General features: G+C 74.1%; 18 protein-coding genes and 1 riboswitch. Of the genes, 7 read left to right on the top strand and 11 right to left on the bottom strand.

Annotation, left to right across the window (positions count from 1 at the left end):
* Window positions 1-27: 27 nt before the first annotated feature.
* Both EV376_RS07755 and EV376_RS07760 read right to left on the bottom strand, forming a co-directional pair.
* On the bottom strand, window positions 28-1044 hold the full coding sequence (locus tag EV376_RS07755; protein ID WP_130321447.1) for a VldE C-terminal domain-containing protein: 1017 nt from the start codon (window positions 1042-1044) through the stop codon (window positions 28-30).
* Between the two features lie 4 nt (window positions 1045-1048).
* A riboswitch (cyclic di-AMP (ydaO/yuaA leader) is annotated at window positions 1049-1179 on the bottom strand.
* Between the two features lie 166 nt (window positions 1180-1345).
* The gene (locus EV376_RS07760; protein ID WP_130321448.1) at window positions 1346-2695 is read right to left on the bottom strand and encodes a YibE/F family protein; all 1350 of its coding nucleotides are present in this window, start codon (window positions 2693-2695) and stop codon (window positions 1346-1348) included.
* Window positions 2696-3045: 350 nt separating this feature from the next.
* On the opposite strand from EV376_RS07760, the gene EV376_RS07765 reads away from it, so the two are divergent.
* Entirely contained in the window at window positions 3046-5205 is a 2160-nt protein-coding gene (locus tag EV376_RS07765) for a heavy metal translocating P-type ATPase (RefSeq protein ID WP_130321449.1), read from the top strand.
* A gap of 20 nt (window positions 5206-5225) precedes the next feature.
* On the opposite strand, the gene EV376_RS07770 is transcribed toward EV376_RS07765, so the two are convergent.
* Complete coding sequence (locus EV376_RS07770) at window positions 5226-5528, bottom strand: metal-sensitive transcriptional regulator (protein WP_130321450.1); 303 nt, start codon at window positions 5526-5528, stop codon at window positions 5226-5228.
* Between the two features lie 93 nt (window positions 5529-5621).
* Here EV376_RS07770 and EV376_RS07775 point away from each other — a divergent pair, with 93 nt between their 5' ends.
* The 5 genes from EV376_RS07775 (at window position 5622) to EV376_RS30765 (ending at window position 9644) form a co-directional block, all read left to right on the top strand.
* On the top strand, window positions 5622-5831 hold the full coding sequence (locus EV376_RS07775; protein ID WP_130321451.1) for a cation transporter: 210 nt from the start codon (window positions 5622-5624) through the stop codon (window positions 5829-5831).
* Between the two features lie 24 nt (window positions 5832-5855).
* The gene (locus EV376_RS07780; protein ID WP_130321452.1) at window positions 5856-6851 is read left to right on the top strand and encodes a hypothetical protein; all 996 of its coding nucleotides are present in this window, start codon (window positions 5856-5858) and stop codon (window positions 6849-6851) included.
* A gap of 12 nt (window positions 6852-6863) precedes the next feature.
* On the top strand, window positions 6864-9119 hold the full coding sequence (locus tag EV376_RS07785) for a heavy metal translocating P-type ATPase (protein ID WP_130321453.1): 2256 nt from the start codon (window positions 6864-6866) through the stop codon (window positions 9117-9119).
* A 69-nt stretch (window positions 9120-9188) separates the two neighbouring features.
* Entirely contained in the window at window positions 9189-9362 is a 174-nt protein-coding gene (locus EV376_RS07790; protein ID WP_130321454.1) for a CsbD family protein, read from the top strand.
* Between the two features lie 147 nt (window positions 9363-9509).
* Window positions 9510-9644: a hypothetical protein gene (locus EV376_RS30765; RefSeq protein ID WP_486482948.1), complete on the top strand. Its 135-nt coding sequence runs from the start codon at window positions 9510-9512 to the stop codon at window positions 9642-9644.
* A gap of 125 nt (window positions 9645-9769) precedes the next feature.
* On the opposite strand, the gene EV376_RS07795 is transcribed toward EV376_RS30765, so the two are convergent.
* Window positions 9770-10405, bottom strand: a complete 636-nt coding sequence (locus EV376_RS07795) for a dihydrofolate reductase family protein (protein WP_130321455.1) — start codon at window positions 10403-10405, stop codon at window positions 9770-9772.
* Window positions 10406-10435: 30 nt separating this feature from the next.
* A complete protein-coding gene (locus tag EV376_RS07800; protein WP_130321456.1) occupies window positions 10436-11662 on the bottom strand; it encodes a DUF2786 domain-containing protein in 1227 nt (408 codons plus the stop codon).
* 224 nt (window positions 11663-11886) lie between these two features.
* Here EV376_RS07800 and EV376_RS07805 point away from each other — a divergent pair, with 224 nt between their 5' ends.
* Window positions 11887-12336, top strand: a complete 450-nt coding sequence (locus EV376_RS07805) for a DUF4383 domain-containing protein (RefSeq protein ID WP_130321457.1) — start codon at window positions 11887-11889, stop codon at window positions 12334-12336.
* Window positions 12337-12417: 81 nt separating this feature from the next.
* Here EV376_RS07805 and EV376_RS07810 read toward each other — a convergent pair whose 3' ends face one another.
* The 6 genes from EV376_RS07810 to EV376_RS07835 all read right to left on the bottom strand — a co-directional run bounded on the left by EV376_RS07810 (window position 12418) and on the right by EV376_RS07835 (window position 18033).
* Window positions 12418-13380, bottom strand: coding sequence for a sensor histidine kinase (locus EV376_RS07810; protein WP_130321458.1), 963 nt, complete (start codon window positions 13378-13380; stop codon window positions 12418-12420).
* A gap of 229 nt (window positions 13381-13609) precedes the next feature.
* Window positions 13610-14038, bottom strand: a complete 429-nt coding sequence (locus tag EV376_RS07815; protein ID WP_130321459.1) for an ATP-binding protein — start codon at window positions 14036-14038, stop codon at window positions 13610-13612.
* Between the two features lie 57 nt (window positions 14039-14095).
* Window positions 14096-15139, bottom strand: a complete 1044-nt coding sequence (locus EV376_RS07820) for a cation transporter (RefSeq protein ID WP_130321460.1) — start codon at window positions 15137-15139, stop codon at window positions 14096-14098.
* Window positions 15140-15227: 88 nt separating this feature from the next.
* On the bottom strand, window positions 15228-15515 hold the full coding sequence (locus tag EV376_RS07825; RefSeq protein ID WP_130321461.1) for a DUF1905 domain-containing protein: 288 nt from the start codon (window positions 15513-15515) through the stop codon (window positions 15228-15230).
* 61 nt (window positions 15516-15576) lie between these two features.
* Window positions 15577-16659: a glycoside hydrolase family 19 protein gene (locus EV376_RS07830; RefSeq protein WP_130321462.1), complete on the bottom strand. Its 1083-nt coding sequence runs from the start codon at window positions 16657-16659 to the stop codon at window positions 15577-15579.
* A gap of 150 nt (window positions 16660-16809) precedes the next feature.
* Window positions 16810-18033: a hypothetical protein gene (locus tag EV376_RS07835; protein ID WP_130321463.1), complete on the bottom strand. Its 1224-nt coding sequence runs from the start codon at window positions 18031-18033 to the stop codon at window positions 16810-16812.
* Window positions 18034-18037: the final 4 nt, after the last annotated feature.

An 18037-nucleotide genomic window follows, 5' to 3' on the forward strand; every position in this document is an offset into this window, starting at 1 on the left:
GGGGCGGCCCGATCGCGTGTGGTCGTCCTACAGGAGCGACACGTGGACGTGGTCGGTATGGTCGGACGCGCCGCTGTACGACTTCCAGCCGGTTGCCGGGAACCAGATCTGCCGGTTCCAGATCACGTAGTAGACGCCGAGCCGGTCGGCGTTCCGGACCAGGAACGCGGTCAGGTTGTTGCCGTACATCCGCATGTCGTTGTTGTGCCAGGAGGCGAACCCGCTCTTCTGGAGCGACCAGTCGCAGGCCCTGCCCTTGGGATGCTCGAACGGGCCGCCCGACCGGTGGCAGCCGACGAACCGGTTGAACCCGACCCGCTTGACCTCCTTGTACATGTGCAGCGTCCGGGGGGTGACGCAGCCGGAGGTGGTCGGATCGGGCTCGCTGCAGGACTGGGCCTTCCAGTCGCCGTCCGCGGTGCGGCCCGGGGCCACCCGGGCGACCGGCGAGGTAGCGTTGACCAGGCCGCCGGTGAGCCCCTTGCCGCCGACCAGGCGCAGCGCCTTCTCCGCCTCCCGCTTCTCGCGGTTGATGGCGTTGGTGAGCTTCTGCTGCTCGCGGATCTCGGCCTCGAGCGCGAGCTTGGCCTGCTCGGCGCGGTTCTTGACCGCGTTGACGACGCCGAGTCGCTGGTCGTTGACGAGGTTCAGCTCGTCCAGCGCGGTCGCGCGGGCGATGAACGAGTCGGGAGTGTTCGCGGTCAGCAGCATCGACATCGCGCCGATCCGGCCGGTCCGGTAGGACTGGGCGGCGATCTCGTTGACCTGCGGTGCCAGGGCGTTGAGGTCGGCCTGCGCCTTCCGGAGCTCCAGTTCGAGGGCGAGTCGGCGCTGCTCCGACTTCTTCAGCGCGGTGTTCGCCTTGATGAACTCGCGGTTGCGGGACTCGATCAGGTCGCCCAGCAGCTTGGGCTCCTCGTCGTGCCCGGAGGGCTGAGGGGGACTGGTGGGGGCGGCCGACGCCGGGGTGGGTCCGGCGAGGACCGCCAGCGCGGCGAGCACGGCCACCACGGGTGTCAACCAGCGGCGTAGGGGTGCCGTCACAGTGTTCCCTTCCGTCGACCGCCGACCGGGTTAGCTGACGGGTTCGGGACGGAAGCGGCCCCTACCGCTGGTGCGGATTCACCCCACGTACCTGGTTCCCCGGCTCGCCTGGTGGCGATTGGGCGGTGGCCCCGCAGACGCCGGTGCGCGCCTTCGGCGGTGACCGGCAGCGAGGTTACCTGACAGTCGTCCTGGGGATCTACGTCCCGAAGCCGACCAAACGCGCGATTTCGTCGGTGCACTGCGTAACCAGTGACGCGTTTATCAGGAGGATGCTCCTGGATCGTCACGCTCCGGAGTGTCACCATGTGGTGTCCGTGCTCCTGTCTCGATCGGGCCACCGGTCACCGGTGGCGGGGGTGGTCGTTCCGGCGCGGGCAACGCTGAGCGCCGCCAGCGCCTCGGTGCGTTCCCGGGCCGGCCGTGGCGGCGGCGCGGGGGCGTCGTCGCCGCCGGTCGTCCCGCCGCTACCCCGGCCGGCGGTGGTGACCAGGGCGGCCAGCCCGGTGGTCAACGGGACGGCGGCGATCAGTCCGAGCGTCGCGACCGCGCTGCGGACGATCTCCTGGGCGAGGAACTCGCTGGTCAGCATCTGGCTCACCGGCCGCGAGTCGGCGGTCAGCAGGAGCAGCACCGGCAGCGAGGCACCCGCGTACGCCAGCACGATGGTGTTCACCGTGGAGGCGATGTGGGCCCGGCCGACCCGGGTGGCGGACCGGTAGAGCTGGCGGCGGGACAGCCCCGGGTTGGCGTTCGCCAGCTCGGTGACGGTGGCCGCCTGGGTGACGGTGACGTCGTCGAGCACGCCGAGCGAACCGATGATGATCCCGGCCAGCAGCAGGCCGTGCAGGTCGACGCCGGCCTGGAGCATCGACAGCGTGGTGGCCTCCTCGCTGCCGTACCCGGTCAGGTGGGTGGCGGCGGTCGCGAGCATGCCCAGCACGCCGGTGAGCACCAGACTGCCCAGTGTGCCGAGCACCGCGACCGAGGTCTGCGCGGTGACGCCGTGGGTGAGGTACAGCACCACGAACATGATCAGGGCGGCGCCGACCACGGCGACCAGCAGCGGCGACCGGCCGGCGCTGATCCCCGGCAGCACGAAGGTCAGCAGGATGGCGAAGCTGGCGGCCAGGCCGGCGAGGGCGGCGAAGCCACGCCAGCGCCCGAACGCCACGATCGCGGCGGCGAACAGGGCCACCAGCCACACCAGTGGCTTGCCCCGCTGGTGCTCCGCGATGTTGTAGGCACGGGCCGACGGGTCGGCGGGGTCGGTCAGCTCGACCAGGATGACCTCGTCGCCGACGGCGACCGCCGGTGCTCCGGGCCCGGCGGGCACCGGGGTCTCGACCTGGCGTCCGGCGTCCGGCCCGTCGCCAACCCGTACGGTCACGGTGCCACACGGGCCGTCGCCGGTGGCCGGGCCGCCCTCGGGCGCCTCCGACGTCGGCGGGCACGGCTCGGTCACCACCCTGGTCACGGTGGCGTGGAAGCGGGGCGGCTCGGTGGTGGCGTCGGGCTCCCGGGTGTCCCGGGGCCAGAGCACGAGGGCGGCGACCACGGTCGCGACGAAGAGGGGGACCACCGTCGCGACGAGGATCCGTCGCACCCCGGGCGGGGCGGACGGAGCGGGACGGGTGTGGTCGGCGCCCATCGAGTGTCTCCCAACGATGTCAGGGCGGGGTACGGGCCGGCGGCTCGGACGGTTCAGCGTTCCCCGGAACTCCTCGCGGCGGGGTCCCGGCGGGTGGTGTCGTGGCCACGTACCGTGATGGCCGGGTCGGGCCTCGCATGGCCGCGCGCCGTCGGCGGCGGCACCGGCGCCCCGGGGTGGGCGGAGGCCGGGCGGTACGGGATCCGAAAGGCCATCGGCCGAATCGTAGCCAGCGCGGTCCCTGGACGCAGGTCGCGCGGTGGGGTGTCGGCGGTCGGGCCCGACGGTGGCGTCCGCGCGCCGGTTCCGCCCGGGCGCATGTCGACGGCTTGGCGGGGCATGATGCGGGCATGGCGGCGCACCCCAGGCCCGGCGGCGACCCGCCGCACGGCGGGCACCAGAGCGACGGCGGGCACGGACGCCACGGCGGGCACGGCGGGCACGGCGGCCACGAAACCGACGGCGGGCACGGCGGGCACGACAAGCACGCGGGGCACGACCCGGAGATGTTCCGCCGCCGGTTCTGGGTCTGCCTGCTGCTCACCGTGCCGGTCGTGCTGACCAGCCACATGGTGATGGACTGGTTCGGCTACCGGCTGGAGTTCCCGGGCCGGTCGCTGGTGGGGCCGGTGCTCGGCTCGGTGGTGTTCCTGTGGGGCGGCTGGCCGTTCCTGGTCGGGGCCGTGCGGGAGGTGCGGGACCGCGCCCCGGGGATGATGCTGCTCGTCGCCATGGCGATCACGGTCGCGTACGCCGCGTCGCTGGCCACCAGCCTGGGTGCGTTCGACCTGGACTTCTGGTGGGAGCTGGCGGCGCTGGTCACGATCATGCTGCTCGGCCACTGGCAGGAGATGAAGGCGATCGGGCAGGCCCGGGGCGCACTCGCGGCCCTGGCCGCGCTGCTGCCGGACGAGGCCGAGCGGGTGGAGCCGGACGGCGCCGTGAGCCGGGTTTCGGCCGGCGAGCTGCGGGTCGGTGACGTGGCGCTGGTGCGGCCGGGCGGGCGGGTGCCGGCGGACGGCCGGATCACCGACGGGACCGCGGAGCTGGACGAGTCGATGATCACCGGCGAGTCCCGGCCGGTCACCCGCGCGGTGGGCGACCGCGTGGTGGCCGGCACCGTGGCCACCGACTCCGCCGTCCGGGTCCGCGTCGAGGCGATCGGCGAGGAGACCACCCTCGCCGGCATCCAGCGGATGGTGGCGCAGGCGCAGCAGTCCAGCGGGCGGGCTCAGGTGCTGGCGGACCGCTTCGCCGCCGGCCTGTTCTATGTCGCCACGGCCGCCGCGGTGGCCACCGTGGTCGCCTGGACCGCACTGGGCAACGCCGACGAGGCGGTGGTCCGGACGGTCACCGTGCTGGTCATCGCCTGCCCGCACGCGCTGGGCCTGGCGATCCCACTGGTGATCGCGCTGTCCACGGCGCTCGCCGCCCGCTCCGGGATCCTGGTGAAGGACCGGCTGGCGCTGGAACGGATGCGGACCGTCGACGCCGTGCTGTTCGACAAGACCGGCACCCTGACCCGGGGGGAGCACGTCGTCACCGACGTGGCCGCGGCGCCGGGTGCCGACGGGGGCGAGGTGCTGCGGCTGGCGGGCGGCGTCGAGTCGGACAGCGAGCACCCGCTGGCCCGCGCGATCGTCGAGGCCGCGGAGCAGCGGGGCGGGGTCCCGGCCGCGAGCGGTTTCCGCTCCCTGCCGGGCCGCGGGGTGCAGGCCACGATCGAGGGCCGGGAGTACGCGGTGGGCGGGCCGGCGCTCCTGCGCGAGCTGGGCGTACGCCCACCTGCCGCGCTGGCCGCGGCGGGTGACCGCTGGGCCGACCGGGGGGCGGCCGTGCTGCATCTGGTACGGCTGCCGGACACCGTGCTCGGCGCGCTGGCCCTGAACGACGAGGTACGGCCCGAGGCGCGGCAGGCGATCGACGAACTGCGGGCGGAGGGGGTCCACACCATCGCCATGATCACCGGGGATGCCCGGCCGGTCGCCGAGGCGGTGGCCGCCGAGCTCGGTTTCCGGCCCGGGGTGGACGAGGTGTTCGCCGAGGTGCTGCCGGCCGACAAGGACAGCAAGGTCACCGAGCTGCAGCAGCGCGGCCTGCGGGTCGCGATGGTGGGCGACGGTGTGAACGACGCGCCCGCCCTGGCCCGGGCCGACGTCGGGATCGCGATCGGGGCGGGCACGGATGTCGCGATCGAGTCGGCCGGTGTGGTGCTCGCCTCCTCCGACCCACGCGGTGTCGGCGCGGTGCTCCGGCTGTCCCGGGCATCGTACCGGAAGATGCGGCAGAACCTGGGGTGGGCGGCCGGGTACAACGTGCTGGCCCTGCCGCTGGCCGCCGGGGTGTTCGCCTGGGCGGGGCTGGCGTTGAGTCCCGCACTGGCGGCGGTGCTGATGTCCGGATCGACGATCGTGGTGGCACTCAACGCCCAGCTGCTGCGGCGCGTCCGGCTGGAGAGCAAGGAAGAGCCCCTTGCCAACGCCGCACGAGGTGGACGGGACCCTTCTTAACGCCGCGCGCCCCGCCCGGGTCAGCCGCGCTTCATCAGCCGGCCGACGGCGGCCATCATCTCGGTGGCCATCTCGTCGGCCCGGCCCTCGACGGCACCTTCGTGCATGCAGTGGCGCGCGTGCCCGTCGAGCAGCCCGAGCCCCACCTTGTCCAGCGCGGCCTGGATCGCCGAGATCTGGGTGAGGACGTCGATGCAGTACCGGTCCTCCTCGACCATCTTCTCGATGCCCCGGACCTGCCCCTCGATGCGGCGCAGCCGCGCGAGCAACTGGTCCTTGCTGGCGGTGTAGCCCCGGATCGGGGCGGGCGTGGGTGTGGTCATGCGAACAAGGATAGCGTACCCCTGGGGGGTATGTTAGTGTCGTGAACAGTTACCCCTGGGGGGTATCGTTGGTGACGGAGAAGGAGAGGTTCCATGGTCACCACCACGTACCAGGTGCAGGGCATGACCTGCGGGCACTGCGTGAATTCGGTGAGCGCCGAGGTCGGCGCGATCACGGGCGTCCAGGACGTCCAGGTGGATCTGGCCTCCGGCCAGGTCACCGTCACGAGTGAGAGCCCGCTGGACATCGAGACCGTGCGCGCCGCCGTGGACGAGGCCGGCTACGACCTCGTCGGCGGCTGACGCACGGAGAAACCGAGGTACCCCATGAACACGGCGACGAAGCTCAGCGGCTTCGCGCTCGGTCTCGTGGCGGTGTTCGGCGCGGCGTACGGGGTCGGCCAGGTGACCGGCCCCGTCGCCCCCGCCGCCGAGACCAGCCACGGTGACACCGGGCACGCGGGTGAGCCCGCCCACACCGACGAGGCCGGGCACGGCGAGTCGTCGGGCGGGCATCTGCCCGGCGGCCTGCTCGTCTCCGACCGCGGTCACACCCTGCGCCCGGTCGACGCGCCGGCCGGGCGGTTCGCCTTCCAGGTCACCGGCCCGGACGGCGAACCGGTCACCGCGTACGAGCTGGCGCACGACAAGCGCATGCACCTGATCGTGGCCCGCCGGGACCTGTCCGGCTTCCGTCACGTGCACCCCGAGATGGCCCCGGACGGCACCTGGCAGGTCGACTCGCCGCTGGCCGGCCCGGGCGTCTGGCGGGTCTTCGCCGACTTCACGCCCGGCGGCGGGGAGCCACTGACCCTGGGCGTGGACGTGACCGTCCCCGGCGACCTGGTCGACCGGCCGCTGCCGGCGCCCGCGGCCAGCACCACCGTCGACGGCTACACGGTCACCCTGGCCGGTACGGCGCAACCCGGCCGGACCAGCGAGCTGACCCTGACCATCAGCCGGGACGGCGAGCCGGTCACCGACCTGGAGCCCTACCTCGGCGCGTACGGCCACCTGGTGGCGCTGCGCCAGGGCGACCTCGCGTACCTGCACGTCCACCCGGACGGCGCGCCGGGCGACGGGCGGACGAAGCCCGGCCCCGAGGTGACCTTCCTCGCCGAGGTGCCGTCCGCCGGCACCTACCGGCTCTACCTTGACTTCCAGCACGACGGCGTGGTGCGGACCGCCGAGTTCACCCTCGTCGCGGGGGCCGCCGGCGGGGCGACCACGGTCGCCCCCGCGCCCACGCCGACCACCAGCACCAGCGCACCCGCCCCGACCGGCGGCGCCGACCACGGCACCCCCGGTCACGGGCACGACTGACGGGACCGCGTGATGACCACCACGAGCAAGCCCCTGCCGATGGCGCCGAACCAGATCGAGCTGGCGATCGGCGGGATGACCTGCGCCTCCTGCGCCGCCCGCATCGAGAAGAAGCTCAACCGGATGCCCGGCGTCAACGCCACGGTCAACTACGCCACCGAGAAGGCCAGTGTCGCGTACGCCGACGACGTGACTCCGGACGACCTGATCGCCACGGTCGAGAAGACCGGTTACACGGCGGCCGTGCCGCCCCCGCCGGCCACGGCCGGCGAGCAGCCGGCCGCCGAGCCGGTGGACGAGCTGCGCGGACTGCGTACCCGGCTGTGGACCTCGATCGCGCTGACCGTGCCGGTGATCCTGCTGGCCATGGTGCCGGCCTGGCAGTTCACCTACTGGCAGTGGCTGTCGCTGACCCTGGCCGCCCCGGTGGTGGTCTGGGGTGGCCTGCCGTTCCACCGGGCCGCCTGGGTCAACCTGCGGCACGGCGCGGCGACCATGGACACGCTGGTGTCGCTGGGCACCCTGGCCGCGTTCGGCTGGTCGGTGTGGGCGCTGTTCCTCGGCACCGCCGGCACGCCCGGCATGACCCACCCGTTCAGCTTCGACATCGTCCGCGGCGACGGCACGGGCAACATCTATCTGGAGGCGGCGGCCGGGGTCACGACGTTCATCCTGGCCGGCCGCTACTTCGAGGCGCGGTCGAAGCGCACCGCCGGCGCCGCCCTGCGGGCACTGCTCGAACTGGGCGCGAAGGACGTCGCGGTGCTGCGGGGCGGCGCTGAGGTACGCGTGCCGGTCGACCAGCTCGCCGTGGGGGACCGATTCGTGGTCCGCCCGGGCGAGAAGGTCGCCACCGACGGCGTCGTGGAGGAGGGCACGTCGGCGGTCGACGCCAGCATGCTCACCGGGGAGTCCGTCCCGGTCGAGGTCGCGCCCGGCGACGCCGTCGTGGGAGCCACCGTGAACGCGGGCGGCCGGCTGGTCGTCCGGGCCACCCGGGTCGGCGGTGACACACAGCTCGCCCAGATGGCACGGCTGGTCGAGGCCGCGCAGACCGGCAAGGCGGCGGTGCAGCGCCTCGCCGACCGGATCTCCGGAGTCTTCGTCCCGATCGTGATCGCGCTCGCCGCCGGCACGCTGGGCTGGTGGCTCGGCAACGGGGCGGGACCGACGGCGGCGTTCACCGCCGCCGTGGCCGTGCTCATCATCGCCTGCCCGTGCGCCCTGGGGCTGGCCACGCCGACCGCCCTGCTGGTCGGCACCGGCCGGGGCGCTCAGCTCGGCATCCTGATCAAGGGCCCGGAGGTGCTGGAGTCGACCCGCCGGGTGGACACCGTCGTGCTGGACAAGACCGGCACGGTCACCACCGGGAAGATGACCCTGGTGGACGTGCTCCCCGCCCCCGGGGAGGACCGGGCCGAGCTGCTCCGGTTCGCCGGGGCCCTGGAGGCCGCCTCCGAGCACCCGATCGCCCGGGCGATCGCCGCGGGTGCCGAGGCGGAGGGCGCGCTGCCGCCGGTCGCCGGGTTCGCCAACCTGGAGGGGCTCGGCGTGAGCGGCTCGGTCGACGGCCGGGAGGTGCTGGTCGGTCGACCGAGGCTGCTGCGGGAGCGGGGTCTGGCGGTGCCGGAGGAGGTCGCGGAGGCCGCGGCCGCCGCGGAGGCCAGCGGCCGGACGGCGGTCCTCGCCGGCTGGGACGGGCAGACGCGCGGCGTCCTCGCGGTCGCCGACGTGGTGAAGCCGACCAGCGCGGCGGCGGTCACCCGGCTGCGGGAGCTGGGCCTGTCGCCGGTGCTGCTCACCGGCGACAACGAGACCGTCGCCCGTGCGGTCGCGGCCGAGGTCGGGATCGACGAGGTGATCGCCGAGGTGCTGCCGGCGGACAAGGTCGCGGTGGTCCAGCGGCTCCAGGGCGAGGGCAAGGTCGTGGCGATGGTCGGCGACGGGATCAACGACGCCGCCGCGCTGGCCCAGGCCGACCTCGGGCTGGCCATGGGAACCGGTACGGACGTGGCGATCGAGGCCTCCGACCTGACCCTGGTCCGGGCCGACCTGACCGCCGCCGCCGACGCGATCCGGCTCTCCCGGCGTACCCTCGCGATCATCAAGGGCAACCTGTTCTGGGCGTTCGCCTACAACGTGGCCGCTCTGCCGCTCGCCGCGGCCGGCCTGCTCAACCCGATGATCGCCGGCGCCGCGATGGCCTTCTCCTCGGTCTTCGTGGTCGCCAACAGCCTCCGGCTCCGGGGCTTCCGGTCGGTGGCCTGACCCACGCTTGGATGTCGGTCTCCGGGGTAACCCGGGAGGTGACGTAACCCCCGGACCCTGGAGGCCGACATGGGCATCGAAGACAAGGTCAACAACACCGCCGAGAACACCGGCGGCAAGATCAAGGAAGGCGCGGGACGCGCCACCGACAACGAGCGGCTCGAGGCGGAGGGCCGCAACGACCAGGCCAGCGCCAACCTGAAGCAGGCCGGCGAGAAGATCAAGGACGTCTTCAGGAGCTGAGGTTCGGCGTACGCGTCCCGCCGGGCCGGCCGTGCCGCCCGGCGGTGACGCGTCCCGCCGAGGAGTCCGCTCGTTGCCAGGACGACGCCGTGGGTGGCGTCGCGGTCGTCCACTCCGGACGTCAGGGTGCGGAACGGGGGTGAACCGGTGTCCCGGTCGGTCGTGATCGCGCGGCGCGCCGCCGCCGTGGCGGCACTGGCCGTACTGATCCTGACCGGCCACGGCGACCACCGTGGCGAGGCCGCACCCCCACCGCCGCCACCCGCCACCGTGAACCGCTGACGGTGACCCGGCCTCGACGCGGTTGCCGCCACTGTCGCTCAGTGAGTTCGCGGCGGCGTTGAGGGGGGCCCTTCCGTGCCCGGCGGCCGGCGCGCGCCCCGTGCCGCGCGCCGGCCGGGCTCGGGTCAGTGCAGGACGCGGTACGTCACGTGGGTCACCGTTGGGCCGGCGAGCACTCGGGTCTGGTGCAGCCGCAGAGCGGTCAGGCCGGCGAAGTGGGGCTCGCCCGCGCCCAGCACGATCGGCACGATGTGCAGCTGGAGTTGGTCGATCAGGCCGGCGTCGAGGTACTGCCGGACGGTGGCCGCCCCGCCGCCGATCGACACCTCCCGGCCGCCCGCGGCCGCGCGGGCCTGCTCCAGCGCCGAGTGGATCCCCTCGGTCACGAAGTGGAAGTCGGTGCCGCCGGCCATCGCCAGCGACGGCCGCGGGTGGTGGGTCAGCACGAACACCGGCGTGTGGAACGGGGGATCCTCACCCCACCAGCCGCGCCAGCCCTCGTCCCACGGCCCGGTGCCGCCGCCGAACATGCCGCGCCCCATCACGTACGCGCCGACGTCCCGGGTCAGCTCGTCGACCACCCGGGAGTCCACACCGGACTCACCGCCGGTCTCGCCGTGCTGTTCCCGCCACCGGTCGGCGGCGAAGAGCCACTCGTGCAGGCGCATCCCGCCGCGCCCCAGGGGATCCTGAAGGCTCTGGTCCGGCCCCGCCGCGTACCCGTCCAGCGACACCGCGATGTGACTCGTCACCATGGTCATGTCCGGGTAGACGAACGGGGCGGGAGAAAGTCACCGGTCCCGGCGACGGCTACCGCGTACCGGACGGGACGGCCGACCGGCGGCCAGCGACGCCTCGTCGGCGGCGGCCGTTCCCGACGACCAGCCCTCGGCGTCCCGAACGGTCAGCCGGGCCCGGGTGACGCCGGGGAAGAGGGTGTCGAGGCGTTCCCGCACCGCCTCGGAACGCGCGGCGAGCACCGGCAGCAGGCGGTCGGCCCCGGCCGACTCGGTGGCGGCTTCGGTCGCCGATCGCAGGCGCTCCCCGATCCGCAGGGCGAACGCGTTGAGGAACGACTCGTCGTATCCGCGGGTCCGCCGCCCACCGGTCTTCCGCCGCTGGTCGCGACCCCGCAGCATGGCCGCCGTGGCCTGCACGAGCAGCGAGGTGTAGAGCAGCTCCACCGCCTCCAGGTCGGCCGGCCAACCCAGCACGGTGCTGAAGCCCAGGTCGTCGGACCACACCGCCTCGCACCGGTTCGCCGCCGCGACCTCCTGCACCAGCAGCGCCTTCGCGCCGGCGTACGGCGCGTCGGCGCCGAGCCGCACGCCCGCGGGCAGGTCCCCCGATCCGGGGGCGGCCAGCAGCGCGGCCTCGATGCTGTGCCGCGCCATCAGCTCCTGGGCCTTTCCGGTCAGCGCCTCCGCCTCGGCCGGGAAGGTGGTCGACTCGGCCTTCGCCAGCAGTGCCCGCACCCGGTCGAGCATCCGCGACCCGCCGGTACGACCGCCGCCGCTCGCCGCGGCCGGTGAGCCGGGCGGCGCGCGTAGCACCGCGACCGGCGGCAGCCCGTCGAGCAGCGTCACCGCCTCGACGGCCGCGCGCAGGGCGGTGAACCGGTCCACTCCGGCGCGCGCCGACCAGGCGGCGAGATGGCCAGCGTCGACGTCCCACCAGACTGCCACGGCCAGCTCGCGCAGCTGCGCGTCCCACCACTCGGGGACCGGAGCGGCCAGGTCCCGGCGGTGCGCGGCGAGCGCGTCCGCCACCAGCCCCGCGTCGCGCGGCCCGAGCCGGCGGACCGCGATCCGGTCCAGGTCGACCGGCTGCCAGCCGCGCGTCCCGAGACGCCCGACGGCCCGGACCAGCCGGGCCAGCAGAGCCGCGTCCACCTCCCGCGCGCCCTCCGCGCCGCCGGGGCCGATCATCAGCTCGTCCAGCCGTCGCTCCGCGAGGCGTACGTCGGTGCCGCGTGCCGCCGTCACGGCGTCGCCCACCAGCTCGTCGGCACCCGGCACCGCCGCTTCCTCCCCCGGTCGTCACGAAACCTGTGGCCCGGCCGACCGTACCCCCGCACCGGCGACTCGTCCGGCGGTCGTGACCGGTGCCACCACGGGTGCGCCCACCGCTCGCGCCGGCGCGCTACGCGGGCCCGTGCCGCGCTGGCCGGCACCCACGTTTCGCCCCCGTCGGAAGGGGGACACCGGGGGGCGGCAAGCTACCCACGGCGAAGGTGGACGACATGGTCAACAGGTCCGGCACCACCACCGGTAAGCACCCGGTGCGCACCGCCGCGCAGGTCTCCGGCGTGGTCTTCCTGCTGATCGGGATCCTCGGGTTCATTCCCGGCATCACCTCCGACTTCGACACGATGAAGTTCGCCGGGCACGAGTCGGAGGCGAAGCTGCTCGGCGTCTTCCAGGTGTCGATCCTGCACAACCTGGTGCACCTCGCGTACGGCGTGGCCGGGCTCGCGCTGGGCCGGACGGTCTCCGGCGCGCGGGCGTTCCTGATCGGCGGTGGCGCGATCTATCTGGTTCTCTGGCTGTACGGCCTGGTCGTCGCGGACCACGACAGCGCGGCCAACTTCGTGCCGCTGAACACCGCGGACAACTGGCTGCACCTGTTCCTCGCCGTGAGCTTGATCGGCCTGGGTCTGGCCCTCACCCGCCGGCCCGCCGGCCGCCGCTGACCGGGCGCCGCCGTCGCCGGCCGCCGTTGACCGGGCGCCCCGGTCGCCGGCCGGAACGGCGGGCCGCACCTCCGGAGCGGGTCAGCGCGCGGTGTAGGGGGTACCGGCGGTCAGCCGGACGGTGAAGCCCTCCGGACCGCGGTGCCGGCTGACGTGGTTGCACGACTGATAGGTGATCCACATGCCGAGGCCGCCCGGCGTGCCGTCGCCGACCGGCAGCAGCCCGGCGAACGGGTCGGTCGGGCCGGGGCCGGCGTCGCTGACGGTGACGACGATGCGATCGGGAGCGGTCCACAGCCGCAGCCGCACCGTCGGCTTCCCGTGCCGCAGCGCGTTGGTGACCGTCTCGCTGACCGCGACCACCAGGTCCTCGACGTCGTCCGCCGGCAACCGGCCCGGGTCGACCCGGTAGACCGCGGCCCGGGCCTCGGCCGCGGTCGGGTCGTACAGGTCGAGCGCCGGTGGGGCCGCCTGGACCGGGTCCGGCGGGACCGGCCGGTCCTCGCGGAGGAAGTCCTCCGGGCGGGTCCAGGTCGGGCTGGCCGCGTGCCGCCCGTCCGGCGTGGCGAAGCGGGGATGGGTACGGGCCACGTCCGCCAGCACCTCCGGCGGGCAGATCCGGGCGTCGTACGCGCACATGCTCCACAGCGGGAACTCGTCGTACGCGTGGTTGATGACCGATTCGTACCGGGCCCACCAGTCCCACAGCGCGCCGAGCGCAACCTCCGGCACCTCGCCGATGATCCGGATCTGTCGCGCGCCGGCGGCGACCTGGTCGGCCAGGAGCTGGCGGTAGAAGCGGATCGCGACGGCGGGCCGCGCGTACAGGTCGCCGCCGGGCAGGAACTCCACCGGCGCCCCGGCCGGCAGCGCCGACCGCACCACCTCTCCGGTGCGCGCCCCCAGCGCCACGAACGTGGGTTCACCCGACTCGACGCCGCCGGCCAAGAACGGCACCGCGACGGCGAGCAGTTCGTCGTCGGTCTCGTAACGGACGGCCTCGTGGTAGTAGCCGGTGTGCCCCGCCGCCGCGCCGGTCCTCATCCGGCCGGCTCCACCGGGACTCCGGTGCGGTTCGGCGGCCGGACCGCGGCGGGCCGGCCCGTCCCCGGCACCGCGTCGCCGGCCGGCCCCGTCGGGCCGTGGCGCTGCACATGCGCGGCGAGAATCTGCCGGCCGTCGTCCGACGACCGGAGCTGACCGCGCGACGCCGACGGTTCCACGGCGCCAGTGTATGTCCGGCCGGTGACCGCGGCCTCCGGACCGGCCCGGCTCACTTCCGCGGGAAGGTCGCCCAGATGTTCTTGGTGGTGTCGGTGGCGTACCAGCCGACGTTCAGGGAGAGCCGCTGCGCGATGTGCAGGCCCCGCCCGCCCGCACCGGTCGGCTGCGTGTCGCCGAGCTCCGGGGGTGTGCTGAGGTCGTGGTCGGCCACGTCGAGGATGAGGCAGTCGTCGGTGGCGAGCAGCCGGACGATGGTCGGCGGGATGCCGTGCCGCAGCGCGTTCGTGGCGAGTTCCGTCGCGATCAGCACGATCATCTCGGGGACCTCGTCCAGGGCGGCGCCGTCGGGGAGCGCCGAACCGGTCAGCTCCTCGTGCAGGGAGGCGCGCAGCCCTCGCAGCTCGGCCGCGTCGGACAGCCGCCACCGCCGCAGTTCGGTGGCGCGCGGCGGCGGTGGTGCGGTGCTGAGTCGGCCCATGGCCCCTGTTGTACCCGGTCCCGGCCAGAGTCACGCCGGTCAACATGGCGGCGCCGGTCACGCCGCGAGGACGATCGTCATCGCGGCGTAACTGCCCAGCAGCACGATCCCTTCGAAGCCCAGCCGTCCCCAGCCGCAGGCCTGCCGCACCAGCAGTCCGCCGAGCAGGACCGCCGTCATGAACATCGCGCTCGCGGTCACGAACAGCTCCTCCGGGCCGGCGGCGTGGTAGATCGATCCGCCGCGGTAGGCGATGTCACCGACCACGAGATTGAGGGCGTCGAGGGCGTTGCCGCCGAGGACGGCCGCGATGGCGAGGGTGGGTGCGCCCCGGCGGACGGCGGCCACGGCGGTGACCGTCTCCGGCAGGGCGTTCACGGCGCCCATCAGGATCGCCCCGATGAATCCCGCGGTGAGGCCGGTGACCACGACCAGGCTCTCGGCGGCCCGCGCGATGGCCCAGCCGCCGACCGAGACCAGCAAACCGACCGCCGCGAACCGCACCCACAGCCGGGCGGAGCTGGTCCGGTCGAGGACGCCGTGGTCGTGCGGGACGTCCGGCAGCGTCTCGGTGGTGGCCACGGCCTGCCACAGCGGGCTGGACCCGGACCGGCGGATCAGGTGCAGGCCGCCGACGTAGGCGCCGACCAGGGCGAACGAGACGGGGTGCAGGCCGGCCAGGGTGACGTCCGGGGCGTACGAGCCGAGCAGGGTCAGCGCGAGCAGCGCAATGAGCAGTGCCCCGAACAGTACGTTCGACAGGGACGCGGCGGCGTGCTCCAGGTTGACCCGGCGGTGGAAGGCGTCCGCCACCGCGACGGCGGTGGTCTGGGCGGCGATCCCGCCGACGGCGTTGCCGTACCCGAGCTGCGGCTGGTCCGCCGCCGCCGTGACGGCGGTCATCACGACGCCGGACAGCCCGGTCGCCAGCCCGAAGAAGACCGCGCCGAAGAACGCCTCGCCCCAGCCGGTACGGTCGGCGAGGGTGTCGCCGAGGGTGACCAGACGGATGCTGCCGAGCACCGTCAGCACGCCGGCGACGCCGAACACGGCCATGCTCAACCCCGGCGGCCAGGGCGCGCTCGTCAGGAGGTCCGGCACCGGGCGGGGGTTCCCACAACCGGCCCGTTGAATCCCGCCTCGCGGCGGATGTCCGGATCGCTCCGGGCCGGTTACGGCGTCGCCGGGCTCAGCCGTCGATGGTCAACTGGAGGCGTACCGTCTCGCCCACGGCCAGGCCCTCGCTCCGCCGGACGGCATCCTTCACCGGCACGACGTAGCCCCCGTTCTTGGGGAAGAGCGAGGTCGTCCAGTGCGTCTCCCCGATCCGGGCGGTGACCGGGACCATGCCCCAGCCGTAGCTCACCGCGGGCGCGACCGCCTCGATGGCGCGGCTGTCGCCGTCCGGGACGGTGACGAAGTGGTACGGCGACGGGCCGCGCCAGAACCAGATCTCGCCGTCGAACTCCAGCCGCATCGGCTCAGGATAGGGCGGGCCGGCCCCCGCGCCGGTGGCACGGGGGCCGGCCCGGCGCGGGTCAGCAGTAGAGGTTCGCCCCGGCGGGTACGCCGAGGATGCCCACGAACTGCTGGTACCGGCTCACCCGGCTCTGCACCTGGGCGGGGTTGCCGCCGTTGCACTCGATCGAGCCGTTGATGCTGCGGATGGTCTCACCGAAGCCGGCGCCGGTGACCATCGCGGAGTGTGCGGTCATCCGGCCCGGCCCGTTCTGGGTCATCCAGTACCAGATGGCGGTTTTCCAGGCCACCGCGGCGTCGTTCTGCACCAGCCAGGGGTTGGTCAGCAGCGGTAGCCCGAGCGCGTTACCGGCGGCGTTGTAGTTGAAGTTCCAGCTCAACTGGATCGGGCCGCGCCCGTAGTACGCGGCCTGGCCGGCGGGGCAGCCGTACGGCTGGCTGGCGTCGCAGTAGTGCGGGTAGTTGGCCTGGTTCTGTTCGACGACGTGGACCAGGCCGCCGGTCTCGTGGTGCGCGTTCGCCAGGAAGGCCGCCGCCTCCTGCCGCTGCACGGTGGTGCTGCCGGTCCTGGTGAACGCCGGGTAGGCGCTGAGGGCCGTGACCAGTCCGGAGTACGTGTAGAAGGAGTTCCGGCCCGGGAACATCTGGTTGAACTGGGCCTCGGTCACCACGAAGCCGCCCGGGTTGGTGGGCGGCGGGCCGCTGGTGGGCGGCGGGCTGCCGCAGGTGTACGGGTCCCAGTACCAGGTGCTGATGGTCGGGTCGTAGCCCGGGTTGTCGTGCTCGGCGATGTAGTACAGCCCGTTGGTGTACCGCACGATGCTGCCGGCGGGGTACCAGGTGCCGGCGGTCCAGTTGGGATGGTTGCAGCTTCCGCTCGGTGGTGGCGTGGAGCCACCCCCGCAACTGCCCAGGTCCTGCCAGACGCCGGTGGTCCCCGGGGGTGCCTCGTTCTGCGTCCACCACCGTGCCTGGTAGTTCCGGCCGTCGTGCGAAACCTGTGCCCCTCCGGTGTAGACGGCCGAGGCCTGCCAGGGTGTCGCGCAGGTGGCGGCGGACGCCGCCGTCGACGGGATGATCACCATCAGGCCACCGGCCACGGCCAGCGCCGCGAGTGCGATCAGGGCGCGCAGTCTCGACATGTGCTCACTCCTCCCCGGGATTGCCCCGAGCCGGCGACACAAGGGGCCAGTTATCGATGGCGCTCACTGTAGCACTACTGTTCACAATCTTTACAGTTGATTGCGCGGTGGTGCGGGGCGGAGCGTCGGGAGGGTGTCCTGCGGCCGCCGTCAGTCGCCCGGGCAGAGGAGCGGGTCGACGATCGGCAGTTCGACGAGGCCCACGCAGACGGTGAGCAGGTCGGCCGTGGCGGGCGGCGGGGTGGTGCTGGTCGGTTCCGGAGTCGCGCTCGGCGCGGGGCTCGGGGGCGGGGCCGTGGTCGGGGTTCCGGCCGGCGCCGGGCTCGTGCTGGGCGTGCCGCCGGGCGTACCGACCGCCGGCTTGACGGTGGCCCGCGGCCGCGGCCTGGTCGGCGGTGCGGGACGTGCCGCCGGGCGCGTCCGGGCGGTCGGCACCGGCGGGCCGGGAGTGGCGGCGGGCGGGGTGGGCGCGCCGGCTGCGGCGATGGCCGGCGCCGGAAGCGCCACGCCGGCCGGGCTGGGCCGGTGGGCGGTGCCGGACAGGGTCGCGGCCATCTCGTCGCGGTCCGGCCGCTCGGCCGGCTCGCCGTCGACGACACCGGCGGTCAGCGCGGTGAGCGTCACCGCCGCGGCGACCGCGGAGCCGAGCCGACGGTCCGGCCGCAGCGCGGTCAGCGGGGCGTCCGCCGGCTGCGCCGGTGCCGGTGCGGCCGGCCGTGCCGCCTCGTGGGCCGCCAGCAGGGCGTCGAGTTCGGCGACGACGGCGTCCCGCCGGTCGGTCGCGGCGGCGAACGCGAGGGTGAGGTAGAAGCGGGCGTTCAGCGCGCCGGCCGGCTCGGCCAGCAGCCCGGCGAGGCGTCGGCAGTCGAAGGTGTGCAGCAGCGTCAGCGGCACGTCGGGGTGGTGTGCGACGCCCGTGACGTCCGCGTACCGCCACTCGCGTCGGGTGTCCGGCCCCGCGAACGCCACCCGCCGGTCGGTGACCACGGCGGCGCCGGCCGCCACGACGCGGAAGCCGCGTGGCAGGCGCCCGTCCAGCGGCCGGGCGCTCGCGCCGACCGTCAGCTCGGGCACCGGCAGCCCTCGGATGTGCCGTGCCGGGACCTCGACCAGTCGTGCCGTCGGTACGACCCGGAAGACCACCTCGTCGTCCTCGAACCGCACCGGCAGGCTGTCCCGCGCGGGGTCGCAGCCGTGGAAGCCGGCCGCCTCGATCTGCAGCCGCAGAAGGTGCTCCCGGTGCCGGTGCCAGGCTTCGACCGCTTCGTCGTACGCGCGCCGGCGGCGGTGGTCCTCCCGCCGGGCCCAGACCGTCCGCCAGCGGGGTGGGGCGGTGGTGTTCGAGCCGTCGATGACCGCTGATGTGGCTGTCACACCC

Source organism: Micromonospora sp. CNZ295 (assembly GCF_004217535.1).